This window comes from Nonomuraea corallina (genome assembly GCF_027620315.1).
Taxonomy (GTDB): domain Bacteria; phylum Actinomycetota; class Actinomycetes; order Streptosporangiales; family Streptosporangiaceae; genus Nonomuraea; species Nonomuraea corallina.
Genome location: NZ_JAPNNL010000077.1, coordinates 1 through 24,529 on the forward strand (window position 1 = coordinate 1; position 24,529 = coordinate 24,529).

General features: G+C 72.2%; 26 protein-coding genes and 1 riboswitch. Of the genes, 8 read left to right on the forward strand and 18 right to left on the reverse strand.

The window, feature by feature from the left end; all coding sequences use genetic code 11:
• From OUY22_RS19625 to OUY22_RS19635, 3 genes are all read left to right on the forward strand, one after another.
• The coding region (locus tag OUY22_RS19625; protein WP_270156488.1) for an AMP-binding enzyme at window positions 1-599 on the forward strand (599 nt) is incomplete at its 5' end.
• Between the two features lie 44 nt (window positions 600-643).
• Window positions 644-949 (forward strand): hypothetical protein, encoded by a 306-nt coding sequence (locus tag OUY22_RS19630; RefSeq protein WP_270156489.1) that lies wholly within the window; start codon window positions 644-646, stop codon window positions 947-949.
• Window positions 950-1,158: 209 nt separating this feature from the next.
• Entirely contained in the window at window positions 1,159-2,610 is a 1,452-nt protein-coding gene (locus tag OUY22_RS19635; protein ID WP_270156490.1) for an RNA polymerase sigma factor, read from the forward strand.
• A 117-nt stretch (window positions 2,611-2,727) separates the two neighbouring features.
• On the opposite strand, the gene OUY22_RS19640 is transcribed toward OUY22_RS19635, so the two are convergent.
• Window positions 2,728-3,126 carry a hypothetical protein gene (locus tag OUY22_RS19640; protein ID WP_270156491.1) on the reverse strand — a complete coding sequence of 133 codons (399 nt, stop codon included), beginning with the start codon at window positions 3,124-3,126 and terminating at the stop codon, window positions 2,728-2,730.
• A 125-nt stretch (window positions 3,127-3,251) separates the two neighbouring features.
• On the opposite strand from OUY22_RS19640, the gene OUY22_RS19645 reads away from it, so the two are divergent.
• The gene (locus OUY22_RS19645) at window positions 3,252-3,812 is read left to right on the forward strand and encodes a TetR/AcrR family transcriptional regulator C-terminal domain-containing protein (protein WP_270156492.1); all 561 of its coding nucleotides are present in this window, start codon (window positions 3,252-3,254) and stop codon (window positions 3,810-3,812) included.
• A gap of 202 nt (window positions 3,813-4,014) precedes the next feature.
• A complete protein-coding gene (locus OUY22_RS19650; RefSeq protein ID WP_148031957.1) occupies window positions 4,015-4,212 on the forward strand; it encodes a DUF5999 family protein in 198 nt (65 codons plus the stop codon).
• 30 nt (window positions 4,213-4,242) lie between these two features.
• On the opposite strand, the gene OUY22_RS19655 is transcribed toward OUY22_RS19650, so the two are convergent.
• Window positions 4,243-4,836: an alpha/beta hydrolase family protein gene (locus OUY22_RS19655; RefSeq protein WP_270156493.1), complete on the reverse strand. Its 594-nt coding sequence runs from the start codon at window positions 4,834-4,836 to the stop codon at window positions 4,243-4,245.
• Between the two features lie 82 nt (window positions 4,837-4,918).
• Here OUY22_RS19655 and OUY22_RS19660 point away from each other — a divergent pair, with 82 nt between their 5' ends.
• A complete protein-coding gene (locus tag OUY22_RS19660) occupies window positions 4,919-5,263 on the forward strand; it encodes a hypothetical protein (RefSeq protein ID WP_270156494.1) in 345 nt (114 codons plus the stop codon).
• A gap of 109 nt (window positions 5,264-5,372) precedes the next feature.
• Here OUY22_RS19660 and OUY22_RS19665 read toward each other — a convergent pair whose 3' ends face one another.
• From OUY22_RS19665 to OUY22_RS19725, 13 genes are all read right to left on the reverse strand, one after another.
• Window positions 5,373-6,311: a tetratricopeptide repeat protein gene (locus tag OUY22_RS19665; protein ID WP_270156495.1), complete on the reverse strand. Its 939-nt coding sequence runs from the start codon at window positions 6,309-6,311 to the stop codon at window positions 5,373-5,375.
• Between the two features lie 183 nt (window positions 6,312-6,494).
• On the reverse strand, window positions 6,495-9,326 hold the full coding sequence (gene gcvP / locus OUY22_RS19670) for an aminomethyl-transferring glycine dehydrogenase (protein ID WP_270156496.1): 2,832 nt from the start codon (window positions 9,324-9,326) through the stop codon (window positions 6,495-6,497).
• 152 nt (window positions 9,327-9,478) lie between these two features.
• Window positions 9,479-9,570, reverse strand: a riboswitch (glycine riboswitch).
• A gap of 52 nt (window positions 9,571-9,622) precedes the next feature.
• A complete protein-coding gene (locus OUY22_RS19675) occupies window positions 9,623-10,243 on the reverse strand; it encodes a MerR family transcriptional regulator (RefSeq protein WP_270156497.1) in 621 nt (206 codons plus the stop codon).
• A gap of 148 nt (window positions 10,244-10,391) precedes the next feature.
• Window positions 10,392-10,862, reverse strand: coding sequence for a bifunctional nuclease family protein (locus tag OUY22_RS19680; RefSeq protein ID WP_270156498.1), 471 nt, complete (start codon window positions 10,860-10,862; stop codon window positions 10,392-10,394).
• A 106-nt stretch (window positions 10,863-10,968) separates the two neighbouring features.
• Window positions 10,969-11,595 (reverse strand): transcriptional regulator FtsR, encoded by a 627-nt coding sequence (gene ftsR / locus OUY22_RS19685; RefSeq protein ID WP_270156499.1) that lies wholly within the window; start codon window positions 11,593-11,595, stop codon window positions 10,969-10,971.
• A 23-nt stretch (window positions 11,596-11,618) separates the two neighbouring features.
• On the reverse strand, window positions 11,619-12,131 hold the full coding sequence (locus tag OUY22_RS19690) for an FHA domain-containing protein (protein ID WP_270156500.1): 513 nt from the start codon (window positions 12,129-12,131) through the stop codon (window positions 11,619-11,621).
• Between the two features lie 256 nt (window positions 12,132-12,387).
• Window positions 12,388-14,889: a mannose-1-phosphate guanyltransferase gene (locus OUY22_RS19695; RefSeq protein ID WP_270156501.1), complete on the reverse strand. Its 2,502-nt coding sequence runs from the start codon at window positions 14,887-14,889 to the stop codon at window positions 12,388-12,390.
• 3 nt (window positions 14,890-14,892) lie between these two features.
• Window positions 14,893-15,474: a CDP-alcohol phosphatidyltransferase family protein gene (locus OUY22_RS19700; protein WP_270156502.1), complete on the reverse strand. Its 582-nt coding sequence runs from the start codon at window positions 15,472-15,474 to the stop codon at window positions 14,893-14,895.
• A 62-nt stretch (window positions 15,475-15,536) separates the two neighbouring features.
• Entirely contained in the window at window positions 15,537-16,358 is an 822-nt protein-coding gene (locus OUY22_RS19705; RefSeq protein ID WP_270156503.1) for a GNAT family N-acetyltransferase, read from the reverse strand.
• Window positions 16,355-16,954, reverse strand: coding sequence for a phosphoribosylanthranilate isomerase (locus OUY22_RS19710; protein ID WP_270156504.1), 600 nt, complete (start codon window positions 16,952-16,954; stop codon window positions 16,355-16,357). Before OUY22_RS19710 ends, OUY22_RS19705 begins: the two co-directional genes overlap by 4 nt.
• A gap of 10 nt (window positions 16,955-16,964) precedes the next feature.
• On the reverse strand, window positions 16,965-17,390 hold the full coding sequence (locus OUY22_RS19715; RefSeq protein WP_270156505.1) for a hypothetical protein: 426 nt from the start codon (window positions 17,388-17,390) through the stop codon (window positions 16,965-16,967).
• Window positions 17,391-17,447: 57 nt separating this feature from the next.
• The gene (locus OUY22_RS19720) at window positions 17,448-18,143 is read right to left on the reverse strand and encodes a response regulator (RefSeq protein WP_270156506.1); all 696 of its coding nucleotides are present in this window, start codon (window positions 18,141-18,143) and stop codon (window positions 17,448-17,450) included.
• On the reverse strand, window positions 18,140-19,741 hold the full coding sequence (locus OUY22_RS19725) for a sensor histidine kinase (protein ID WP_270156507.1): 1,602 nt from the start codon (window positions 19,739-19,741) through the stop codon (window positions 18,140-18,142). The genes OUY22_RS19720 and OUY22_RS19725 overlap by 4 nt, the downstream gene beginning before the upstream one ends.
• Before the next feature lie 128 nt (window positions 19,742-19,869).
• Here OUY22_RS19725 and OUY22_RS19730 point away from each other — a divergent pair, with 128 nt between their 5' ends.
• Both OUY22_RS19730 and OUY22_RS19735 read left to right on the forward strand, forming a co-directional pair.
• Window positions 19,870-20,487: a class I SAM-dependent methyltransferase gene (locus OUY22_RS19730; RefSeq protein WP_270156508.1), complete on the forward strand. Its 618-nt coding sequence runs from the start codon at window positions 19,870-19,872 to the stop codon at window positions 20,485-20,487.
• A complete protein-coding gene (locus OUY22_RS19735) occupies window positions 20,487-21,668 on the forward strand; it encodes an acyl-CoA dehydrogenase family protein (protein WP_270156509.1) in 1,182 nt (393 codons plus the stop codon). The genes OUY22_RS19730 and OUY22_RS19735 overlap by 1 nt, the downstream gene beginning before the upstream one ends.
• Window positions 21,669-21,817: 149 nt before the next feature.
• On the opposite strand, the gene OUY22_RS19740 is transcribed toward OUY22_RS19735, so the two are convergent.
• From OUY22_RS19740 to OUY22_RS19750, 3 genes are read right to left on the reverse strand one after another with little or no spacing between them, the layout of a single operon-like run.
• Window positions 21,818-22,597, reverse strand: a complete 780-nt coding sequence (locus tag OUY22_RS19740; protein ID WP_270156510.1) for an enoyl-CoA hydratase/isomerase family protein — start codon at window positions 22,595-22,597, stop codon at window positions 21,818-21,820.
• Window positions 22,594-23,508 (reverse strand): alpha/beta hydrolase, encoded by a 915-nt coding sequence (locus tag OUY22_RS19745; RefSeq protein WP_270156512.1) that lies wholly within the window; start codon window positions 23,506-23,508, stop codon window positions 22,594-22,596. Before OUY22_RS19745 ends, OUY22_RS19740 begins: the two co-directional genes overlap by 4 nt.
• A gap of 9 nt (window positions 23,509-23,517) precedes the next feature.
• Window positions 23,518-24,240: a gamma-glutamyl-gamma-aminobutyrate hydrolase family protein gene (locus OUY22_RS19750; protein ID WP_270156513.1), complete on the reverse strand. Its 723-nt coding sequence runs from the start codon at window positions 24,238-24,240 to the stop codon at window positions 23,518-23,520.
• Between the last annotated feature and the right edge of the window lie 289 nt (window positions 24,241-24,529).

Sequence of the window (24,529 nt, forward strand, 5' to 3'; positions counted from 1 at the left end):
GGGGGGGGGGGGGCGCCCCGCGCCCCGGCCTGCTCGACGAGGCCCGCGAGCTGGGCGCCTCGATCGTGACCACGTACGGGATGAGCGAGACGTGCGGCGGGTGCGTGTACGACGGCCGCCCCCTTTACAACGTAGATCTGAAAATCGGTGCGGACGGGCGCATCCGGATCTCGGGGCCGGTGCTGTTCTCCGGCTACCGCTCCGGCGAGCCCGCCCCGTTCGACGGCGGCTGGTTCGTCACCTCCGACCTCGGCGAGCTGTCCGGCGGCCGGCTGCGGGTGCTGGGCCGGGCCGACGACGTCATCAACACCGGCGGCGAGAAGGTGGTGGCGGGGGCCGTGGCCGCGGTGCTGGGCGGCCACCCCGAGGTCGCCGACGTGGCCGTGGTCCCCCGCCCGGACCCGGAGTGGGGTGAGGTGGTCGTGGCCGTCGTGGTGCCGGCCGATCCTGTGAATCCGCCCACACTCGCGCAGTTGCGCGCCTACTGCGCCGACCGGCTGCCGCCGCACGCCGCGCCGCGCGACCTGCGCCTGCTTCCCCGGCTCCCCCTGCTGCCCAACGGAAAACCCGATCTTCTGAGGCTGAAGTCCGGAACCTGATGGATGTGCGGATGCGTCATAGTGGGGACAAGGAGGGAGCCTTCATGAACCAGTCCCGCAAGACGTGGGCATCCGCGGCCGTGGTCGGCGTCGTCGTCGCCGGCGGCGTCTGGGTCGCGGCGGCCGCCTCGGCGGGCAGGCTCGACCAGGTCAGAGAGTCGACCCGGGCCGTCGTCGAGCAGGGCCCGTCCGAGCAGGGCCCGTCCCCCTCCGCGCCGGCCGACGTCGTGGTGTCCACCGAGATCAACCCCGACCCGGAGGACGTGCTCCGCTACTGGAGCGACGAGCGGCTGGAGGACGCGCAGCCGATGCCCATGCCCGAGGTCGGGGAGTTCGAGATCGGCGAGTAGCGCGGCCGGACCGCACGTGCGCGGCTCGTCCGGCTCGTCAGGGCGGGCCGCCCCGTAGGGGGCTCGCCCTTTTTCCAGTGGCTCCCCCGGCCGCGGGAACAAATCTCGCCGGATCGCGTTATTGATACTGGTGAGTAAAGCGGCCGGAGCCGGGGCCGCGCCGCCATATGCCTACTTTTGCTTGCACTCCGTATGGAGGAGGTGTCCTCATGCCCCGAACCGCCGTGGCCCCGACCACCCTCGAGGAACTTATCGACCGAGGGCGAGCCCAGGGCCGCCTCTCCCTCGCGGAGCTACGCCACGCTTTCGCCCAGGCGGGCATCAGCCCCGCCCAGGGCCGTTCGATCCTGCGCGAACTGTCCGAGTCCGGGGTGAACCTGGCCACCGAGGACGATTCCGCCGCCCCGAAGAAGACTGCAAGAAAGCCCGTGAACAAGCCTGCCACGAAGCGCCCCACGAGGAAGACCACGCGCTCACAGACTAGCGACTCCAAGGCCCCGGAGGCAAAAGCCGAGATCGATTCCCCGTCGATCGAGTCCCCGTCGATCGAGTCCCCGTCGATCGAGTCCCAGCCGGTCCAGTCCCAGCCGGTCCAGTCCCAGCCGGTCCAGTCCCAGGCGGTCGATTCCCAGGCGGTCGATTCCCAGGCGGTCGATTCCCAGGCGGACGTCGCGCCGCCTGATGACATGGCGATCGAGCCGGACGAGGCGGAGCTGGAGCACGAGGCGCTCGACCTCGACGACACCCAGTCCGCCATGGGCGACTCGGTGCACACCTACCTGAAGTCCATCGGCCGCCGCACCCTGCTCACCGCCGCCGAGGAGGTCGAGCTGGCCCGCCGGATCGAGGCCGGCCTGTACGCGGAGTACAAGCTGGAGAGCGAGCCGGACCTGTCCGACGAGTACCGCGAGGAGCTGCGGCTCGTGGCGGAGGACGGCAGGGCGGCCAAGGACCACATGCTGGAGGCCAACCTCCGGCTGGTGGTCTCGGTGGCCAAGAAGTACACCGACCGCGGCATGTCGCTGCTGGACGTCGTCCAGGAGGGCAACCTCGGCCTGATCAGGGCCGTGGAGAAGTTCGACTACACCAAGGGCTTCAAGTTCTCCACCTACGCCATGTGGTGGATCCGCCAGGCGATCCAGCGCGGGTTCGCCGACTCGGCCCGCACCATCCGGCTGCCGGTGCACGTGCTGGAGATGCTCTCCAAGCTCTCGCGCGTCGAGCGCGAGATGCACCAGCGGATGGGCCGCGAGCCCACCCCGGAGGAACTGGCGAAGGAGCTCGACAAGACGCCCGACCAGATCGAGGAGCTGATGCGGACGAGCCGCCAGCCGATCTCGCTCAACGCGACGATCGGCGAGGACGGCGAGACCACGATCGGTGACCTGATCGAGGACGTCGACTCGCCCGAGGCGTCGGAGATCGTGGACCGGCAGCTCCTCGGCGACCAGCTCCGGGGCGTGCTGCAGAACCTGTCGCCGCGCGAGGCGAAGATCATGGCGCTGCGGTTCGGCCTCGTCGACGGCAAGCCGCACACGCTGGACGAGATCGGCAAGCACCTCGGGCTCACCCGGGAGCGGATCCGCCAGCTGGAGAAGGAGTCGCTGTCCAAGCTCCGCCACCCGAGCAACACCCGTCCCCTGCTCGACTGGGCGAGCTGACCCGGTGAACACGGAAGAGCCCCGGCGCATGTCGGGGCTCTTCGTCGTCTCAGAGGATCACGTCTCAGAGGATCACGTCTCAGAGGATCACGTCTCAGAGGATCACGTCTCAGAAGATCACCTGGCGGAGGGCACCCGGGGCGGCACGCGCGGGATGCCCCACATCCGGTTCTCCTCGCGAAGCGTGCGCAGGCGCTCCACCTCTCGCGTCCACTGGGCGCCCTTGGGCGTCGCCTTGGCCTTGCGGCGGGCGATGCGATCGTCGTAGGCCTTCACCCCGAACGCCGCCCGCTGCCCCGCCTCGGCCGCCCGCAGCGCCTCCGTCAGCGCCTTGTCGAACGCCCGGCCCGCGGCCAGCAGCTCGATCTCGTCGGCGTCGGCGGCGCGCAGCTCACGCACCACCCGCTCCGCCTCCCTGGCCCGGTCGAGCAGCTGGGGGAAGCTCTTGGAGATCTCCACATCCGCGTGGTAGCGGACCTCGGCCTCGCGGCTCACCCGCGGACGGAAAAACGCCATCGACTCTGCCCTTCACGCTGTCCGTTCTTGTCAGCGACCAGGGTACGCGCTCCGCGCCGCCGCCCCGTAACCGGTCCGGCGCGGCCTCCGCCGCGCGAGGGCCTTTACATAGTAAGCTGATCATCATGCCCGCCAAGCGACCGCCCGTCCCCCTGTCCCGCGAGCGCATCATCGAGGCCGCCCTGCACATCGCCGACACCCAGGGGCTGCGCCGCCTCACCATGCGCAGGCTCGGCGACGCCCTTCAGGTCGAGGCCATGGCCATCTACCACCACCTGCCACGCGGCAAGGAGGCGCTGATGGACGCGCTGGCCGAGCACGTCACCGCCCTCCACGTGGAACAGGGCGCGACCTGGCAGGAGACGGCGCGGGCCTGGTGCAGAGCCGGCCGTGAGCTGCTGCGCGAGCACCCCGGCGTGCTCGCGCTGGCGCTCACCAAGCCGCCCAAGGGCGCCACCGCCATCGCCGTCGGAGAGCAGATCGAGCAGCTCACCGACGGAGGGCTGCCCGACGCGGAGGAGGCGGTGCGCACGCTGCGGGCCTTCGTCTTCGGCAGCGTGGCCGTCGAGGTGCAGCGCTCCGGCTGGGCCGACCCCGAGGTGGACGAGTGGGTGCGCCGCGACCGGCAGGCCGACGCCGACTTCGAACGCGGGCTCGAAGCTTTGCTCCGAGGGCTCCAAACGTAGTGTGCGTGTCATGCTTGGCCCGTTATCCTGCATAAGGCACGCTGTGTCGGAGGTCACACGCCCGGGGGCATCCTCCCCTAACAGTCCGAATGGGCTATGTCGGAACGTGTGACGCACATCGCACACTTGCTGGAAAGAGAACATCCGAGCCGCTCCCGGCCCCTCGATCGGGAGCCATCGACGAGATATCGGAGGCACGCCGATGTGCCCGCACGACCCGGTCTGTCCGTCTGCCGACGCGCCTGACCGCGAAGCCGCCCGCACCCTGGCCTGCCACCCCGAGCAGGGGTGGAGCCTGCTGTGCAACGGCGTCGTCCTGTTCGAGGACACCGGTGAGCTCTTGCCCGGGGGCACCGCCATCGCCCCCCACCGCCCCGACCCGCTGGTCGGGGCAGCCTGAGCCACCACGAGCAGCGCGACCGCCGGCCGGTTACCCGAGATATCGGGTCAGCCAGTCGGCGACCACCTCGCCCACCTCGGCGGGGCGCTTCTTGAGATCGTGCCCCTCACCCGGGAGCACCACCAGCCGCGTCGCGTCCGCCGCGTCGGGCACCCCGAACGGGTCCCTGTCACCGTTCACCACCAGCACATCGACTCCGGCGCCGCGCAGCTCCTCCGCCCTGGAACGTTCCGGTCGGCCGGGCGGGTGCAGCGGGAACGCCAGCGCCACCACCGCCACCGCCCCGGCCGCCCGCGCGGTCCGGCAGGCCACCCGTGCCCCGTTGCTCCGGCCGCCCTGGACCAGCGGCAGACCCGGCCACCGCGCGCGCAGCTCGCCCAGCACGGCCAGCCACGCCTCGTCCTGACGCTCGGCCGACCCCGGCGCCCGCGCCCCCGCGACCCGGAACGCCTGGGTCACCCTGGCCACCGCGGCCCCCACGCCGAGCGCCGCCTCGCGCACCGCGAGCAGGTCGGGCGCGTCCACTCCCCCGGCCGACCCGTGCGTCAGCACCAGCAGCAGCCGGGCGTCGTCCCCCTCGTCGACGTCGGCCCGCGCCGGCCCCCGCGGGGTCATGATCTCCATGGCAGCACCGTACCTGGGGATGAGCACGACATGGCTCCCAGGTCTGATGACGGCGCGCCCCCCGCACGGCAGGATGTCATGCATGCAGCAGGAGAGGGATGTCCGCGACGAACTGCGGGCGACGATCGACGCCCGCCGCGATCTCGGCCCCGACTACGAAGCCGCCCTGGTCGACTCGCTGGCCGACCGGCTCGACGCGACGATCACGGCCCGGGTCGAGGCGGAGCTCAAGCGGCGCGGCAAGGAGGTCAAGCGGAAAGAGGACAACCCGCGTTCCATCGTGCCGATCGTGCTGGGCTCGATGGCCATCGGCATCCCGCTGACGGCCATCGCCAGCCAGGCGGGCACCGTCGGCCTGCTCGTCGCATGGCTGTCCATCGTCCTGATCAACATCGCCGCCGCGGGAGCCCTCATGCGCCGCCCCTGACGCCCCACCCGCGCCTCCGGCGAGCCGGCCCGACAGCCGGCACGGCTCCACTCTGGTTCCGAGTCCCGGTCCTGGTTCAAAGGACCCGCTCTGGGTCGGGTGTCTCGCCTCAGCGCTCGTAGCGGAGCCGCACTTCCGCCGCCAGCGTCTCGTCCTGGTGGTCCAGCCCGTAGGCCCACACCTGACCGGCCGCGTCGTCGCGGCCGCGCAGCGGGAGCGTACGCGCCAGCAGTTCGATCGCCAGCGCGCTCACCTGCGCCTCGCCGCCCTCCTCCAGCGCCCCGGCGAACTCCGCGCAGGCCATCTCCAGGTGCGCGATGCCGAGCTGCACACGCAGCCGGGCCGCGTCGTCGCCGGAGGCGACCTCAAGCGCGTCGATCAGCACGTCGGCGGCCTCACCGGGCTCCTCACGCTCGATCAGCAGGTCGGCGAGCTGCTGCGCGGCGTGCACGCGCGCCTCCACCGCCGGCCCACGGACATCCCGGGCGTCCTGGGCGCGGGCCTCCTGGGCGCGGGCCTCGTCCAGGCCCCTGTCGCCGTCCCCTGACGGCTCGACGGTCTCGTACTGCTCGTTCTCGTACCGCTCATCCTCGGCGGCGTGCGGGTCGCGGTGGCCCGTCTCGATGGCGGCGCGCAGTTCGGCTTCCGCCTCGTCGTAGTCGCCTACCTCCCCGGCCAGCCGGGCCAGCGCCAGGTGAGCCAGGGGCACGTACGCGGGAGTGCCGACCCCGAGCACCGCCTGCCAGGCCCCGCGTGCCTGCTCCGGCCGCCCTTCGCGCTCGAACCCCTGGGCCAGGTGGCAGGCGGCCTGGGCGGCGAACTCGGGATGGCCGGTGGCCAGCGCCGTCCTGGCCGCGGCGCGGGCTCCCTCGACGTCGCCCCGCTGCTCGAGCACCACGGCCAGCCCTACGGCGGCCTGCGCCCGGTCGGGGCTGCCGGGCCGGGCCGCGAGTTCGGCGAGGATGGCGGCCGCGCCGTCGAGGTCACCGCCTTCGGCGAGGCGGCGGGCGGTGTCGAGCGGCGAGGTCTCCAGCTCTGAGAACGTCAAGAGAGCTCCTTCGGCGACGATCGTCCCGAGCCTAACGAGTTCTCACGATCATGTCTGCTCTGTTGCCCTCATCGGTCTACCCACCGCCCGTTTAGTCCGGATTACACCGTTCTGCCGCCCCAGGATCAGCCCGTTTGCCCGAGCCGAACCGACACCCCGGGCGCGCCGAGGACCGGGAGCCCGTCAGTCCTCGTACGCCTCCAGCGGAGGGCAGGAGCAGACCAGGTTGCGGTCGCCGTAGGCCTGGTCGATGCGCCGCACCGGCACCCAGTACTTGCCCTCGCGCAGCGACGCCACCGGGTAGCCCGCCTCGGATCGGGTGTACGGGTGCGTCCAGTCGTCGGCGGTCAGCGCCTCGGCGGTGTGCGGGGCGTTCCGCAGGGGGTTGTCGGTCTTGTCGTACGCCCCGGAGGCCACCTTGGCGATCTCCTCCCGGATGGCGATCATCGCGTCCGCGAACCGGTCCAGCTCGGCCAGGTCCTCGCTCTCGGTCGGCTCGATCATGAGCGTGCCGGCGACGGGGAAGGACATGGTCGGCGCGTGGAAGCCGTAGTCGATGAGCCGCTTGGCCACGTCGTCCACGGTGACGCCGGTCTCCTTGGTGATCTGCCGCAGGTCGACGATGCACTCGTGGGCGACCAGCCCGCCCCGGCCCGTGTAGAGGACCGGGTAGTGGGGGGCGAGCCTGCGCGCGAGGTAGTTGGCCGACAGGATGGCCTGCTCGGTGGCGGCGGTGAGGCCGTCGCCGCCCATCATCCTGATGTACGCCCACGAGATCGGCAGGATCCCGGCGGACCCGTACGGCGCCGCGGAGACGGGCCCGACCGGCGAGCCGTCACGCAGCGGGTGGCCGGGCAGGTACGGGGCGAGGTGGGCGCGGACGGCGACCGGGCCGACGCCGGGCCCGCCCCCGCCGTGCGGGATGCAGAACGTCTTGTGCAGGTTGAGATGGGAGACGTCGGCGCCGAACTCGCCCGGCTTGGCCAGGCCCACGAGCGCGTTGAGGTTGGCCCCGTCGACGTACACCTGACCGCCGGCGTCGTGCACCTTGGCGCAGACCTCGGTGATGGCCTCCTCGTAGACGCCGTGCGTCGACGGGTAGGTGACCATGATGGCGGCCAGCCGGTCACGGTGCTTGTCGATCTTGGCGTCGAGGTCGGCCAGGTCGACGTTGCCGTCGTCGTCGCAGGCCACGACCACGACCCGCATGCCGGCCATGACGGCGCTGGCGGCGTTGGTGCCGTGCGCGGACGACGGAATGAGGCACACGTCGCGCTCGGTGTCGCCGTTGGCGCGGTGGTAGGCGCGGATGGCGAGCAGGCCGGCGAACTCGCCCTGGGAGCCCGCGTTCGGCTGGATCGAGACCCGGTCGTAGCCGGTGACCTCGGCGAGCCAGTCCTCCAGCGTCCGGATCAGCTCGCCGTAGCCGACCGCCTGCGCCTCGGGCGCGTACGGGTGGACGCCGGCGAACTCGGGCCAGGTGATCGGCTCCATCTCGGTGGTCGCGTTCAGCTTCATCGTGCAGGAGCCGAGCGGGATCATCGAACGGTCGAGCGCGATGTCCTTGTCCTGGAGCCTGCGCAGGTAGCGCAGCATCGACGTCTCGTTGCGGTGGGTGTTGAACACCGGGTGGGTGAGGAAGTCCGACTCGCGCAGCAGCCCGGCGGGCAGCGCGTCGCCGGCCTCGCCGAGCGCGGCGGCGGTGCGCTCGACGCCGAAGGCCGCCCACACCTTGACCAGGTCGGCCGCGCCGGTCTTCTCGTCACAGGCGACGGAGACGTGGTCGGCGTCGGCCTGCCAGAGGTTGACGCCGCGTTCGGCCGCGGCCGCGACGACGGCGGCCGCCCGGCCGGGGACGCGGGCGAGCACAGTGTCGAAGAAGTCCGTGTGCACCACCTCGACGCCGCCCTCGCGCAGCCCTTCGGCGAGCGTGACGGCGTGCCGGTGGACCCGGCGGGCGATCCGGCGCAGCCCGTCGGGGCCGTGGTAGACGGCGTACATGCCGGCGATGACGGCGAGCAGCACCTGCGCGGTGCAGATGTTGCTGGTGGCCTTCTCCCGGCGGATGTGCTGCTCGCGGGTCTGCAGGGCCAGCCGGTACGCGGGCGCGCCGTCGGCGTCGACCGACACCCCGACCAGGCGGCCGGGCATCTGGCGCTGCAGTCCCTCGCGTACGGACATGTAGGCGGCGTGCGGACCGCCGAAGCCGAACGGCACGCCGAACCGCTGGGAGGAGCCGACGGCGATGTCGGCGCCGAGTTCGCCCGGCGCGGCCACGAGCGTGAGCGCCAGCAGGTCGGCGGCGGCCACGACGAGCGCGCCGGCCTCGTGCGCCCGCTCGGCCACGGCCCGGAAGTCGCGCAGCCGCCCGGACGCGCCGGGGTACTGGACGAGCACGCCGAAGCATTCGGGCAGGTCACCGGTCAGGTCGCTCTCGACGAGCGTGATGCCGAGCGGTTCGGCGCGGGTGGCCAGCACCGCCTTGGTCTGCGGCAGCGCGTCGGCGTCGACCACGAACACGGGGCTCTTGACCTTGCCGGCGCGGCGGGCCAGCGTCATGGCCTCGGCCGCCGCGGTGGCCTCGTCGAGCAGGGACGCGCCGGCGACGGGCAGGGCGGTGAGGTCGGAGACGACGGTCTGGAAGTTCAGCAGCGCCTCCAGCCGGCCCTGGGAGATCTCCGGCTGGTACGGGGTGTAGGCGGTGTACCAGCCCGGGTTCTCCAGGAGGTTGCGGCGGATGACGGCGGGCGTGACGGTGTCGTGGTAGCCCAGGCCGATCATCGAGGTGAGCACCTGGTTGCGGCCGGCCAGAGCGCGGAGCTCGGCGATGGCCTCGGCCTCGCTCGCGGCGGGCGGCAGGTCGAGCCGGTCCTTGATCCTGATGGCCTCGGGCACGGCCACCGCCACGAGGTCCGAGACCGACTCGAACCCGACGGTCTGGAGCATGCGCTGCTGCTCCGCGGCCGAGGGCCCGATGTGCCGGCTGGCGAACGGCGGTGCTGACAGGTCGGTCATGGAGACGCCTCCCGAGGCTGTGGAGACCGGCGCTGGGCGCGGGCTTATGCCGGATCTCCCCCTCTGTCATGACGACCTGAGAGCTTCACCCGCACAGGGCTTGCACCGTCGGTGAAGTACGCCTGGCGGGCGCACCTGCTTTCCAGAGTTGCCTCACCCGAGCGGTACGGGCGCCTGAGAGATTCCGGGGAGGGTTGCTCCTTCGGCGCCCCGGTCGTGCCGGGGTCTCTCCCGCACGGGGTCGTCAGCATGTCCTAGATTACAGCCTCGACCCGGATTGGGGTGTTACGGGGCGGTCAACCGGTGCGGCGCGCGCGACGGCGCCGGGCCAGTTCGTCAGCGGGATGGTCGGCCGGGACGTCGTCCGCGACCGCCGCCCGTTCCCCCGGCAGCTCCGCGAGGGATCCTTCGACCTCGCGCCAGACCCGGCCGAGCGCGATGCCGAACACGCCCTGCCCGCCCTGGAGAAGATCGATGACCTCGTCGGCCGAGGTGCACTCGTAGACGCTGACGCCGTCGCTCATCAGCGTGATCTGCGCGAGGTCGGCGACCCCGCGGTCGCGCAGATGCTGGACGGCGGTACGGATCTGCTGGAGGGAGACTCCGGTGTCGAGGAGCCGTTTGACGACTTTCAGGACCAGGATGTCGCGGAAGCTGTAGAGGCGCTGGGAGCCGGAGCCCTGTGCGGCTCTTATCGTGGGCTCCACCAGGCCGGTGCGCGCCCAGTAGTCCAGCTGCCTGTAGGTGATGCCGGCCGCCGCGCAGGCCGTGGGCCCGCGGTATCCGATGTCGTCCGGCAGCGTGGCAGGCTTCTCGTCGAAGAGCAGTCCCTGCTCTCCGGCACGCTGCCGCGCACTCTCGCGCCGCACCGGATCTTCCTGGCCGGCCGTCTTTCCCTCGCCGCTGCTGACCGCCACGCGGACCTCCGGCTTTCTCTCATCCCGTGGCCTCATCTGGGGGTTCGTAAAAGGTCGACCACGGGTTTCACTTGCACCGTAGGACTGTGACCATGCTCAGTCAACGATCCGGCTCGGCGCGTCGTGAAGCGTAAATGCACTGAAATACCTACCCCGCCCGGCCGAAGTCCTCAGGTGAGATCGTGTCAAGGAACTCCCTGAACTTCTCCACCTCGTCCTCCTGGTCATCGGGGATGATCACCCCGGCCTCCTGGACCACCTCCTCGCTGGCGAAGATGCGGGCGCCGGTGCGCAGCGCCAGCGCGATCGAGTCGGAAGGACGCGCGCTCACCTCTACGCCGTTGGAGAACACCAGGTCGGCGAAGAAGATGCCGTCACGCAGGGCGACGATGTTGACGGCGCGCAGGCCCACGCCCAGCGCGCTCAGCACGTCGCGGAACAGGTCATGGGTGAGCGGCCGGGGCGGCGGCTCGTCGGCCTGGGCCAGCGCTATGGCCGTCGCTTCGGTCATGCCGATCCAGATGGGCAAGAACCGGTCCCCGTGTGCCTCCTTGAGCAGAACGATCGGCTGATTGGTGGGCATCTCTACCCGGACGCCCACGACCTCCATCTGCAACACGGGCTGCTCCATATTCGACTGGCCGGTGGCCCGGCTCAGGTCATCGCTGGTCCGCTTCTGCATTTCAACGTAACACCCGCCGGGCCCTGAATGTCCCGCAGGCCGCTCATCGGCCCAGAACCCCGCGAACCCCCGTACGGAGCAGCGCGGCATGCAGATCGAGCAGCAGCGCGGACAGCTCTCTGGCCGCCTCGTCGGCCTCGCCGATGGCGCCGGGTTTGCGGCGTTTGAGGATCGGGGCGACCGTCTGCTCCACCAGACCGGCCTCCCGCTCCGCCGCCGCCTTGACCGCGCGCAGGTGACGGGCGTGCAGGCCGAACCTGGCCAGCCCGCCCACGGCCCGGGCGATCTTCAGCGCCTCCTCGTCGTAGCGCCGGACCACCGGCGCCAGCAGACCGTAGTCCTCCAGCTCGGTGAGCGTCTCCTCGTCGAGCCCGGCGGCCTCCAGCAACTCGGCGCGGGTGAGCCTGACCTCCTGCGTCTCCTGCAGCGCGCGGGGACGGCCGAAGTTCTCGGCCATCTTGTCCTTGATGACGCGCAGCGGCAGGTAGTGGTCGCGCTGCTCGGTCAGGATGTAGCGGAGCTGCTCGACGTGCAGGTGAGTGAACTTGCGGAAGCCGGACGGGGTGCGCTCGGGCTCGATCAGCCCTTCGCCCTCCAGAAACCGGATCTTGGAGATGGTGACGTCGGGGAACTCGCCCTGCAGCAGGGCGAGCACCTCCCCGATGCTCATGTGCGAGCGTGCCGCCTGTGAGCTCATGCGCCGGCGGTGGTCCGCATCAGGAACAGCAGCCGGAACTTGCCGATCTGCACCTCGTCGCCGGAGTGGAGCGGAACCTCCTCGATCCGCTCGCGGTTGACGTAGGTGCCGTTGAGGCTGCCCACGTCGCGCACGGAGAACTGGCCCCCGCGGTGGCGGTAGAACTCGACGTGACGGCGCGAGACCGTGATGTCGTCGAGGAAGATGTCGCTCTCCGGATGACGACCCGTGGTGGTGAGGTCCTTGTCGAGCCGGAAGCGGCTGCCCTGGTTGGGCCCCCGGGTGACCGTGAGCAGCGCCGCGCCGGGCGGGAGCTGCTCGACCAGAGCCCGCTCCGCCAGCAGCATGTCGCCGGTCTCAGCCTCGTACGCCTCTATTCCCGCGACGGAGATCGTCGATGTGGTGTCCCCGGAGACCTCGGGTCTGGTCAGCTGGGTCCCACAACGGGAACAGAAACGGGCATCCTCGGGGTTGGCATGCCCGCACTGCGTGCAGTAGACGCTCGGCATCGATCGGCTCGGCCTCCTACCGCGAAGTCGCGGCAACGTGCTCGGGGCGCGCCTCGCTTCGCTCTTCACGTTTTTGCGAATGCCGCAACTTACGCTGATCAGCGGCAAAGGTCAAGGCGGGGCGCTGGATGACAGGTTTGGACGCTGACAAAGTTACAACCGTCCCCACCTGAAGGTCCATGCCGCCGCGCGTCTTAACATTACGATCTTGCGGTCCTTCCCGACAAATCGAGGACAGAACGCGGCGCCGCGTGGATCATGTCGCCTCCTCCACCACCCGGGCCCAGCGTTCCAGCAGGATCTGCGCGGTGTCGACATCGGCGGCCTCCGCCCACAGATCGGTCATCGGTTCGGTGGCGGCGGGCAGGATGAGCACCCAGCTGCCGTCGTCGCCGACGACGCGCACCCCGTCGGTGGTGTCGATCCGGTAGCCGTCGGGGCTGGACTCGGCCGCCTCGATGACCGAGCGCATCACCGCTCCCTTGGCCGCCCACTGCGTCGGGATCGTCCGTTTGAGCAGCCGCGCCTCGGGGATCCTGGCGTCGATCTGGCTGAGCGAGAGCCGGGTGCGGGCCACCAGCCCGAGCAGCCGCATGAAGGCGGCCAGCCCGTCGATCGCGGCGCTGAACTCGGGCACCACGAACCCGCCCCGCCCGTCACCCGCGAAGATCATGCCGGGGTCGGCGGCGGCCGAGGTGAGCGCGTCGACGGCGGTCGCGGTCCAGCGGACCTGCACGCCGTGGAAGCGGCACACCTGCTCGGCGACCCGGGTGGTGGTGACGGGCAGCGCCACCTGGCCGCCGCGGCGCTCGGCGGCCACCAGGTCGAGGACGACCAGCAGGGCCCGTTCCTCGCTGATGAGCTGGCCCTGTTCGTCCACCAGCGCGATCCGCTCCCCCACCGGGTCGAACCGGACCCCGAAGGCCGCCCGTGAGGAGCTGACGAGCTCCGACAGCCGCTGCAGGTCGCGGCGGCGCTCGGCGATGGTCTCGGTGGGCGACAGGTCGTCCAGCACGGCGTTGACGGTGAGCACCTCGATGCCGGCCCGGCCGAGCAGCCTGGGCAGCACCAGCGACGAGGTGCCGCCCGCGCAGTCGGCCACCACCTTCATCCCGCGCACGCCGGTCATGTCGATCCGGCGCAGCAGCTCGTGGGTGTAGTCCTCGACCGCCCTGGCCGGGAAGGTGAGCTCGGCGATCTCGCCGGGGAAGGCGCGGCGGAACTCCTGGCGGGAGAAGACGCGTTCCAGCTTGCGCTGGGCGCCGGGCGACAGGTCGGCGCCGCCGTCGTCCATGATGACGATGTCCACGCTCTGCGGGTCTCCCGCGGTGGTGCGCAGCGTGATGCCGCCGGCCGCGGTGGACCTGGAGGTGTGGAAGCGCGCCACCGGCAGCGGCGCGGCCTCCAGGTCGTGCACGTTGATCGCGCTGGCGTTGAGCGCGCCGATCACGGCCCGTTTGAACGCCCGGGCGACCAGCGAGGCGTCGCGCGAGATGACGACGTGCTCGCCCTTCTTGAGCGTGGTGGCGTAGGCGCTGGCCAGCCGGACGCACAGCTCGGGCGTGATCTCGACGTTGACCAGCCCGCTCACGCCGCGCGGGCCGAACAGCCCGCGCTGGCCGCGCGACTCCCAGATCACGCTGGTGTTGACGACCGCGCCGGCCTCGATGGTCTTGAACGGGTAGATCTTGACCCCGCTGGAGACGTACGCCTCCGCCTCGATGACGCACTCGTCACCGATGATCGCGTTCTCCTCGATGCGGGCCCCGCTCATCACGTCGGTGGACTTGCCGATCACGCAGCCGCGCAGGTGGGTGCCGGGGCCGAGGTAGACGTTGTCGTGCACGATCGCGCGGTGCAGGAAGGCGCCCTCGCGCACCACCGCGTTGTTGCCGAGCACCGTGTACTCGCGCAGCTCGGCGCCGGCCTCCACCTTGGCGTACTCGCCGATGAACAGCGGCCCCTTGAGCACCGCGTCGGGCTCGACCGACGCCGAGCCCGCCACCCACACGCCCGGCGACACCTCGAAGCCGCCGATGTCCAGGCTCACCTTGCCGGACAGGGCGTCGGCCTGGGCCTTGAGATAGCTGTCGTGGGTGCCGACGTCCTCCCAGTAGCCCTCGGCCACGTAGCCGTAGATGGGGGCGCCGCGCTCCAGCAGCCGCGGGAAGACGTCGGCCGACCAGTCGGCGGGCTCGCCGCCGGGGACGTCGCCCAGCACCTCGGGCTCCATCACGTAGACGCCGGTGTTGACCGTGTCGGAGAAGACCTGGCCCCAGGTGGGCTTCTCCAGGAAGCGCTGCACCCGCCCGGCCTCGTCGACGATGACGATGCCGAACTCCAGCGGGTTCGGCACCCGTTTGAGGCCGATCGTGACGAGCGCCCCGGTGTCGCGGTGGAAGCGGATCATGTCGGTCAGGTCGATGTCGGTGAGCGCGTCACCGGAGATGACCAGGAACCGGTCGTCGCGCAGCCGGGCTGCGGCGTTCTTGACGCTGCCCGCGGTGCCCAGGGGCACGTCCTCGGTCGCGTACTGCAGGCGCATGCCGAGCTCGTCGCCGTCGCCGAAGTAGTTGCGCACCAGCGCGGCCAGGAACTGCACCGTGACCACGGTCTCGGTGATGCCGTGCCGTTTGAGCAGGCGCAGCACGTGTTCCATGATCGGACGGTTGACCACGGGAAGCAGGGGTTTGGGTTGGTTGGCCGTCATCGGCCGCAACCGGGTGCCTTCGCCGCCCGCCATGACAACCGCCTTCACCGCTCACTCCTTCGTGGTCGCGGTCACGAGCCTGCGTACCTGCACCACGTACAACACGCCCGCCCACCAATACAGCCCCGTTCCCCACAGCGCGAACGCCCACCCGACGACGCGGGCTATTTCGGCATACCACCCCGGGTGGGAGGCGAGGAAGAGCAGAGGGAAGGCGTACATGAGGTTGAACATGGCGGCCTTGCCCAGAAAATGCACCTGAAGTGCACGGTAGCCATGCTTGCGGAGGACGGGGAAGGAACAGAGGACGAACAGCTCCCTGGCCAGGATCACCACGACCAGCCACCAGGGGATGATCTCCCGCACCAGCAGCGCCAGGATCGTCGCGAACACGTACAGCTTGTCCGCGGCCGGGTCGATCAGCCGCCCGAGACGGCTGGTCTGGTTGAACGCCCGAGCGATCTTCCCGTCGAGCCAGTCGGTGAACCCGGCCACCGCCAGCACCGCCAGGGCCCACCCGTCCGCCCGCGGCCCGAGGATCAGCCACAGGAAGACGGGCACGCCAAGGAGGCGCAGGAAGCTCAGCAGGTTCGGAACCGTCCAGATCCGGTCCTCGGCGGAAGTGTCACTCACGCCCCAGACCCTACTGCGCGAACGTGCAGCCCAGCGGGGCCGCATCCGGCCAACGGGCCCCGTCAGGCGCGGACGAAGGCGTGCGTGCGGCCGATCTCCGCGAACCCGAGGCGGGCGTAGAACTCCCTGGGCCAGTCGGCGGCGTCGGCCACCAGGAACACCAGCCCGGCCTGCGAGGTCGCCTCGGCCAGCAGCGAGAGCATCAGCGCGCGGGCGTGACCCCTGCCCCGGTGGCGCACGGCGGTCACCAGCTCCTCGATCTGCGCCACGCCGTCGTGCACGTACAGGTCGGCGCGGGCCGCGAGGTCGCCGCCGTCAGCGCGCACGCCGCGGAACCCGACCCGGTCGGCGCCGGCCAGGCGGGCCTCCGACCGCCGGGCGAGCTGCTCGATCGCCTCGTCGCCGACGTCGGGGAGCGCCTCGCGCCAGGCCGCCCGCAGCTCGGGCAGCAGCGTCTCCAGCGAGAGCTCCTCAGCGTGCGGGACGCGGGGCGGGTCGCCGCGGAAGACCATGAGCACGTTCTCCTCGTGCTGGTAGCCCGCCGCCGCGAACGCGGGCGCGAACGCCCGGCCCAGCCCGTCGTCGTCCACGCACACCATGCGGTGGCCGCGCTCCCCCAGCACCTCCTCCGCCGCGCCGAGCACGGCCCCGGGGTCCTCGCCGGACCACACGAGGAGCTTGTTGTCGTCGTACGAGGCCGCGTAGCGATCGTCGAGCACCGCGAACCCGCCGGGCACCGGCACCACCCGGGGCGCCCGCCGCCGGGCGAAGCCGCGCAGGAACTCCAGCACGACAGCCGGCTCCCGCCCCGGACGGGCGTGGCCGGCCGGAACGGGGCCGGCCGGGATGGGGCCGGCCGGGATGGGGGCGGAGGGCGTGGTCATCGGTCAGGCCCCCCGCGGGCGGCCGTGACGAAGGCGGCCATCAGCGCGGGGTCCTTGACGCCGGGCGCGGTCTCGACGCCGCTGGAGACGTCGACCCCCCACGGGCGGGCGGCGGCCACGGCCTCGGCGACGTTGCCGGGCGCCAGGCCGCCCGCGAGCAGCCACCGCCCGGTGGGGCGGCCGCGCACGGCCGACCAGTCCCACGGCTCGCCGGAGCCGGCCCGGGGCGCGTCGACGATGAGCAGGCTCTCGTCGTAGGCGCCGCACCGCAGGTCGGCCCGCGCGTCGACGGCCCTGATCAGGGTGCGGCCGAGGTCCTTGAGCGCGGTGAAGTCGGCGTGCGGGTGGTGGCCGTGGAGCTGGATCGCCCGCACGCCGGCCGCGAGCGCCGCGTCCCGCACCTCGGCCGGGTCCTCGCCGCGGAAGACGCCCACGGTCAGCACCTCGGGCGGCACCAGGGACGCCAGCTCGGCGGCCCGCTCGGGCGTGATCCGGCGCGAGCTGCTGGTCAGCACGAATCCGACGGCGTCGGCGCCGGCCTCGACGGCGGCGGCCACGTGGCCGGGGTCGGTCAGGCCGCAGATCTTCACGTACACAGGAACGAGGCTAGCGGCGGCGGGACGCGCCTGGCGACCACGACCAGATGAGCAGCGCGGTGCTGAGCCCGGCCATGACGATGCCGTTGGGCAGGTGCGCGCCGAGCAGCTCCCAGGTGAAGTGCTGGCCCATCCCGGCGGCGAACAGCACGAGACTGGCCAGGGCGGGCCAGCCGGCGCCGCGGCCGGGACGCCACACGAGCACGGCGAGGACGAGCTGCAGCAGGCCGGCGAGGTGGATCAGCATCCCGGCCATCACGTGGGCCTCGGCCATCGCCCCGTCGGTGGCGACCGACTGGCCGGCGAGCGAGCCCGCCACCACGAGACCGGCGGCCTGAGCGATGATCGCGAGCCGGAGCGCGTACAGCAGGACGCTGTTGACCGGCGGGGCGGGGGTCTCGGCGGGCGGGCGCCGGAAGAGGTCGGTGTCGGACATGGTCATGGTCCTTTCGATCGAGGACCCCAGGATGCGCGCCGGACCCGCCCGCGGTCGTCAGCCTGCCGGGCTACCCGGTGCTCCGCCGCGCGGCTGACGCACCGGGCGGAAGGACGCGTCGACGAGGCCGCTGCGGTGCGCGACCACGGCCGCCTGGATGCGGTTGCGCAGCCCGAGCTTGTCCATGGCGGCGGCGATGTGGGTCTTCACGGTCGTGACGCCGACGTGCAGCTCCTCGGCGATCTCGGCGTTGGACAGCCCGGTGCCCACCAGGGCGAGCACGTCGATCTCGCGCTCGGTGAGCCCGCGCGGGGCGCCCGCGGAGCTCTCCTCGGCGTCGAGGAAGCGTTCGACGACGCGGCGCAGCACGGACGGCGCGAGGAGCTGCTCGCCGGCGTGGGCGCGGCGGATGGCGTCGATCATGCGTTCCGGCTCGTCGTCCTTGACCAGGAAGCCGACGGCGCCGGCGCGCAGCGCGGCGTAGACGTTGGCGTCCTCGGCGAAGGTGGTGAGCACCACGATGCGGGTGGAGGGGCGGGCCGCGAGCACCCTCTTGATCGCCTCCAGCCCGTCGACCCTGGGCATGCGCAGGTCCATGAGGATGACGTCGGGCAGGTGGCGCTCGGCCAGCCGGACGGCCTCGGCGCCGTCGTCGGCCTCGCCGACCACCTCCATGTCGCTGTTGGCCTGCAGCAGCATCCGCACGCCCGCGCGCACGAGCACCTGGTCGTCGGCGATGAGGACGCGGATCATGAGACGCTCCTGGGCGCCGGCAGGCTGGCGGCGAGCAGCCAGCCGCCTTCCTCGTCCGGCCCGGCGCTGAGGGTGCCGCCGAGCGCGCGGACCCGTTCCCGCATCCCGGCCAGGCCGCGCCCGGAGGACGGCAGGCGCTCGATCGTGGTGGGCGGGCGGCCGTTGCGGATCTCCACGCCGACGCCGTCGCGGTCGGCGCTGACCCGGACGTGGACCTTGGTGCCGGGTCCCGCGTGTTTGAGCACGTTCGTGAGTCCTTCCTGGACGATGCGCGCCGCCGAGGTGCGGGCCACGAGCGGGGCGTGGTCGGTCCCGGGGTCGAGTTCGAGGTCGACCGCGAGGCCGGCGGCCGCCATCCGCTCGGCGGACTCGCGGATCACGTCGTTGGGGTCGGCGAGCAGGTTGGACTGCCGGTCGGGGTCGCGCAGCAGGTCGATCAGGCCGCGCAGGTCCTCCAGCACCTGGTGGCCGGTCTCGCGGATGTCGGTCAGCGCGTCGGCGACCGGGCCGTCGGGGGCGGTGTAGCGGGCGGCGCTGGCCCGCAGCACCATCGCGCCGACGTGGTGGGCGACGATGTCGTGCACGTCGCGGGCGATGCGCTCGCGTTCGGCGAGCTGGGCGGCGCGCATCTGGGCGACGGTGAGCCGGGTGGACTCGCGCGCGCGCAGCCGCTCGGCCGCGGCGGCGGCCTGCCTGACGCCCAGGTAGCGGCCGATCGCGACCGGGGTGACGACGAGCGCGCAGACGATGGCGGCGCGGAAGACGGTGGGCTCGCTGTCCGGGCCGACGACGGCGACCGCGGCCAGCAGGCAGGTGGCCAGGTAGGCGCTGGCCGTCCACACCCAGGAGGCGACCCGCATGGCGAACACGCCGAGCGCGATGAGGACCAGCACCAGGCTGGCGTTGACCACCTGCGGCAGGTAGGTGTCGGCGGCGACGAGCAGCACGCCTTGGAACAGGAAGACGAGCCCGGGCAGCCGCCTGGCCACGCCGAGCGACAGCCCGGCGGCGACGGCCAGGACGCCGGTCACCCAGGCGGGCTGGGCCCCGGAGTGCCAGCTCGTCCAGGTGCTCAGCATGGTGTGGGCCAGCCCGCCGGCGGCGAGCAGCACGTCGGGCGTGACGTCGCGGTGCTCCAGCTCGCCCACCGAGCCGCGCAGGTAGCCGCCGACCACGACGGGGAGGACGGCGATGCCCACGCAGTAGAGGCCGCTCTCCAGGGTGAAGGCCAGGCCGGGGTCGGCCAGGTTGACCGCGGTGGCGGCCGCGGCCGCCGCCATGGCCACGCCGGTCGCGCGGGCGCGTTCCCGATAGGCGGTGAACCCCACCGCGACCAGCAGCAGCATCTGGGCGGTGTTGGAGCTGTAGGCGGCCATCTGGTCGGTGACGACGAGGGCGCCCGCGAGCCACAGCGCGGTCGCGAGCGGCCACCGCCGCACGAACCCGAGCGGCGCGCCGACCAGCAACGCCAGCGGGACGACCGTGTAGGACGGCGGAAGCTCCCCCTTCAGCGCCTGCCCGGACATCAGCAGGTCCAGGCTGACGCCCGCGGCGGCAAGGAGCAGGTCGAACGGCGCACCGCGCCAACGCCAACTCATGCCACCAAGGTATCCAGCCGGACCTCGTGGACAGTCCTCCCGGCGGAGGATGGCCCCTCCTCCAACTGGCCGGATCTCCGTCCCTTCGGGGGAGACGACAACTCGATCTTCGCCTCTACGGTCGAGCCATGGCCAACGACACCTCGCTCTTCCTGGGCCAGTTCCTGCGCTCACCTGGCACGATCGGGGCGCTGGCGCCGAGCTCGCAGCGGCTCGCCGCCGCGGTCTGCGCGCCGGTGCCCGAGCGCGGCGAGCCGACCGTGGTGGAGCTGGGGCCGGGGACGGGCCCGTTCACCGCGGAGATCCAGCGCAGGCTGGCCGGCCGCGGCCATCACCTGGCGGTGGAGCTCAACCAGGCGATGGCGGCGCTGCTGGCCGAGCGGTTCCCGGCCGTGGACGTGGTGAACGGGGACGCCGCCCGGCTGCCGGAGCTGCTGGCCGAGCGCGGCCTGGGGCAGGCGGACGTGGTGGTCAGCGGGCTGCCGTGGGCGGCCTTCCCCCAGCAGTCGCAGCTGTCGCTGATGGGCGCGGTGACGTCGGTGATGAGCCACGCCGGCGCGTTCACCACCTTCTCGTACGTGCACGCGATCCCGCTGAGCCGGGCTCGGCGCTTCCGGGCGCTGCTGGCCGAGCGGTTCGAGGAGGTGGTGGCCGGGCGGACGGTGTGGCGCAACGCGCCGCCGGCGTTCGTCTTCCACGCGCGCAGGCCTCGCCCGCGAACAGAGCTTCCTTCTACTATGGCGTGATGGATTTCACTCTTCCCGAGAGCGCGCTCGCGGTGCGGCAGGGCGTCGCCGACATCTGCTCCCGCTACGACCTGGACTACTGGCAGCGGTGCGAGAGCGAGAAGCGCTGGCCCGAGGAAGTGTGGGAGGAGCTGGGCAAGGGCGGCTGGCTGGGCCTGGCGGTGCCGGAGCGGTTCGGCGGCGGCGGGCAGGGGCTGCTGGAGCTGGCCGTGGCGACGGAGACCATCTCGGCGTCGGGGGCGGCGGGCGGATCGGCTTTCACGTACGTGCTCACGCCCGGGTTCGGGGCGATGACCCTGACCCGCCACGGCAGTGGGTGGCAGCAGGACGAGCTGCTGCCGCGGCTGGCCACCGGGGAGATCGAGACGTGCTTCGCGCTGACCGAGCCGGACGCGGGCTCCAACGCGCTGGCGATCTCCACGTCCGCGCGCCGTGACGGCGACGCGTTCGTGCTGAACGGGCAGAAGATCTGGATCACCGGCGTGCAGCGGGCCACCTGGATGCTGCTGGTCACCCGGACCGTCCCGGCGGCCGAGGCCAGGCCGCGCAGCCACGGGCTGACCGTCTTCCTGGTGAACGTGCCGGACGCGGTCGCCACCGGGCGGCTGTCGTTCCAGCCGATCCCGAAGATGGGCGCCAACACGACGCCGTCGAACATGGTGTTCATCGACGACCTGCGGGTGCCGGCCGCGAACGTGGTCGGCGAGGTCGACCAGGGCGCGGCGGTGCTGTGGGACATCCTCAACCCCGAGCGCATCCTGCTGGCCGCCTCCGCGCTGGGCGGCGCCGAGGTGGCGCTGCGGGTCGCGGTGCAGTACGCCAAGGAGCGCGAGGTGTTCGGCCGGCCGATCGGCGCCAACCAGGCGATTGCGTTCCCGCTCGCCCAGGTCAAGGCGAAGATCGAGCTGGCCAGGCTGATGTTGTACAAGGCGGCCTGGTCGTTCGACCAGCAGCTGCCATGTGGCACCGAGGCCAACATCGCCAAGCTGACCGCCTCCCAGGCCGCCTGGGAGGCCGCCGACGCCGCCTTCCAGACGCACGGCGGCATGGCGTACTCGCTGGAGTACCCGGTGGCCCGCCTGCTCGCCGACGCCCGGATCGGGAAGGTGGCACCCGTGACCGAGGAGCTTCTGCTCAACTACCTCGCGACGCAGGTGCTCGGCCTCCCTCGCGGCTTCTGACCGCCCCCCGGCCGTGACCCGGCGGCGGGCCGCTGCTTCGTCCCCCGAGGCTGCGTTCTCGGCCCCGGCGGACAGGCCCGCCGTGTGGGTCTGGCCATGCGTTCCATGACTGTGCGCCTACCCGGGTCACGACGGCGAAACCCCTCACGTCACGAGAAGCGGGGCGGGCGCTTCTCGCGCAGCGCCCGCACGCCCTCGGCCACGTCGGGTCCGGTGAAACCGAGGAACTCCATGGCCAGCGAGGCGTCGAAGGCGGGCCCCGCCAGGCGCAGCCAGTTGTTGAGCGCGTACTTGGTGAGCCGGATGGCCTCCTGCGAGCCCGCGGCGAGCTTGACCGCGATCTCCAGGGCGGTGTCGTGCACGGCGTCGTCGTCGACGCAGAGGCTGACCAGGCCCATCCGCTCGGCCTGCTCGCCGGTGACCGGCTCGCAGAGCAGCAGATGGTACTTGGCCTTGGCCATGCCGCACAGCAGCGGCCAGATGATGGCGGCGTGGTCGCCGGCGGCGACGCCGAGGCGGGTGTGGCCGTCGATGATGCGGGCGGTGCGGCCGGCCACGGAGACGTCGGCGAGCAGGGCGACGGCCAGCCCGGCGCCGACGGCGGGCCCCTGGATGGCCGACACGACCGGCTTGGCGCAGTTGAGCACGTTGTAGACGATGTCGCGGGCCTCGGCGAAGACGCGCAGCCGGGTGTCGTGGTCGCGCGTCATCTCCTCGATCATGGACAGGTCGCCGCCGGCGGAGAACGCCTCGCCCTCCCCCCGGATGAGCACGGCCCTGACGGAGTCGTCGCGGTCGGCGTCGCGCCAGATCTCGGCCAGCTCGCGGTGGCCGGTCCGGTCGACGGCGTTGAGCCGGCGCGGCTCGCTGATGGTGATGCGCAGCACGCCCTCGGCGGGGGTGTCGAGCTTGAGCCGCTCGTAGGTCACAGCGCCTCCTTCAGCCGGGCGGCGACGTGGTCGCGGGCCTCGGCCGCCTGGTCGAACAGGCGGGGCAGGACGAAGAAGCTGTGGACCGCGCCGTCGAAGCGGCGCAGGTCGACCGGCACCCCCTCCTCGGCCAGCCGGGCGGCGTAGCGTTCGCCCTCGTCGCGCAGCACGTCGCACTCGGCGGTCAGCACGGTGGCGGGCGGCAGCCCGGCGGCGGAGGCCAGCCGCGCCGGCGACAGGCGCGGGTCGTCGGGGTCGGCTCCGGCGGCGTACCGGTCCAGGAACCAGGCCATCTCGGCGGCGTCCAGGCCGTAGCCGCGGGCGAACTCGCGGTAGCTCGGGGTGTCCATGCGCGCGTCGAGCACCGGGTAGATCAGCACCTGGTGGACCAGGCGGAGCCCGGCGTCGCGCGCCTGCCAGGCGACCACCGCGGCGAGGTTGCCGCCGGCGCTGTCGCCCATCACCGCGACCTTGCCGTCGCACTGGTAGAACGCGGGCCGGGCGAAGACGTCGCGCACGACGGTCCAGGCGTCGTCGGCGGCGGCCGGGAAGGGGTGCTCGGGGGCGAGCCGGTAGTCGACCGAGACGACCACCGCGCCGGTGCGGATGGCCAGGTCGCGGCCGAGCGCGTCGTTGCGCCTGACGCTGCCGAAGACGAAGCCGCCGCCGTGGAAGTAGACGACGACGGGCAGCGGGCCGTCGCCGCGGTCGGCGCGGTAGATGCGGATCGGCACGCCCTCGGCCGTCTCGTCGCGGACGGAGGGCAGCTGCGTGAGCGGCCCGCGCTGGGAGGCGAGACCGTCGACGGCGCGCATCTCGCGGATCCGCTCCAGGTCGAGCGCGGCCGGGTCGACGCCCAGGTCCGACGGGTAGGCGGCGACGTACGCGCGTGCCTGGGGGTGCAGCGACATGATCGAAGCCTAGCGGGCCGCCTCGACGAGCGCATCGAACAATCCGCCACCCGTCCCGCCGCCGGTCCCGCCGCCGGTCCCGCCGCCCGTCTCGCGCTCAGGATGCCACTGCACGCCCACGCCGAACCGGTGGCCCTGCAGCTCGATGCCCTCCACGATCTGGTCGTCGGCCCAGGCCACGGCGAGCAGCCCGGCGCCGAGGCGGCGCACCGACTGGGTGTGCGGGGCGACGGCCTCGACGCGGTCGCCGACGGCCTTGCCCAGCTTGCTCGACACGCTCACCTGGATGCGGTGCGGCACGCCCGGCTCGTTGTGCCGCTCGTTCTCCAGCATCTCGGGCAGCCACGGGATGAGGCTGCCGCCCTGGGCGACGTTGAGCACGTGCATGCCGCGGGCGATGCCCAGCACGGGCAGGTCGGCCTGCACGGCGGCGCGGGCCAGGGCCAGCTCGAACCGGTCGCGGTGCGGCTGCGGCTCGCCGGCGCGCGGGTCCTGCTCGTCACCGTACGTGGCCGCGCCCACCTCGGTGCCGCCGGTCAGCACGATGCCGCTCAGCCCGCGCACGTAGTCGGCGATGGCGTGCCCGTTGATCGGCGGCAGGACGACAGGGGCGCCGCCGGCCCGCTCGATCGCTCTGGCGTACGAGGGCGGGGAGAGCACGGCCTCCCGCACGTAGTCATCCCATCGGGCGGCTTCGAAGTAGGCGCTGACGCCTATCAGCGGTCGGGACATCACATCTCCAGGGGAGCGTCGTGCGGGGGTGGCCTGGCGCGCAGGCGCATGCCCCATCATGGCGCACTCCATTTCGGTTATGTCGCTTGTCCCACAAGTCTCCTGGGGCCCGGCCGTCCGGAACCCCCCGCCGAGGTCGCGGGAGGGGTGGGGAGGCGGGGGCCGGGCGGCCGGAGCAGCGCGCAGACCACCCAGATCCCGAAATTTCCCGCTAAATACGAATATGATTTGTCTTCACATTCCATGTCCGGACAAGCAGTTCCACTGAATGCGGATAATCATAACCCCA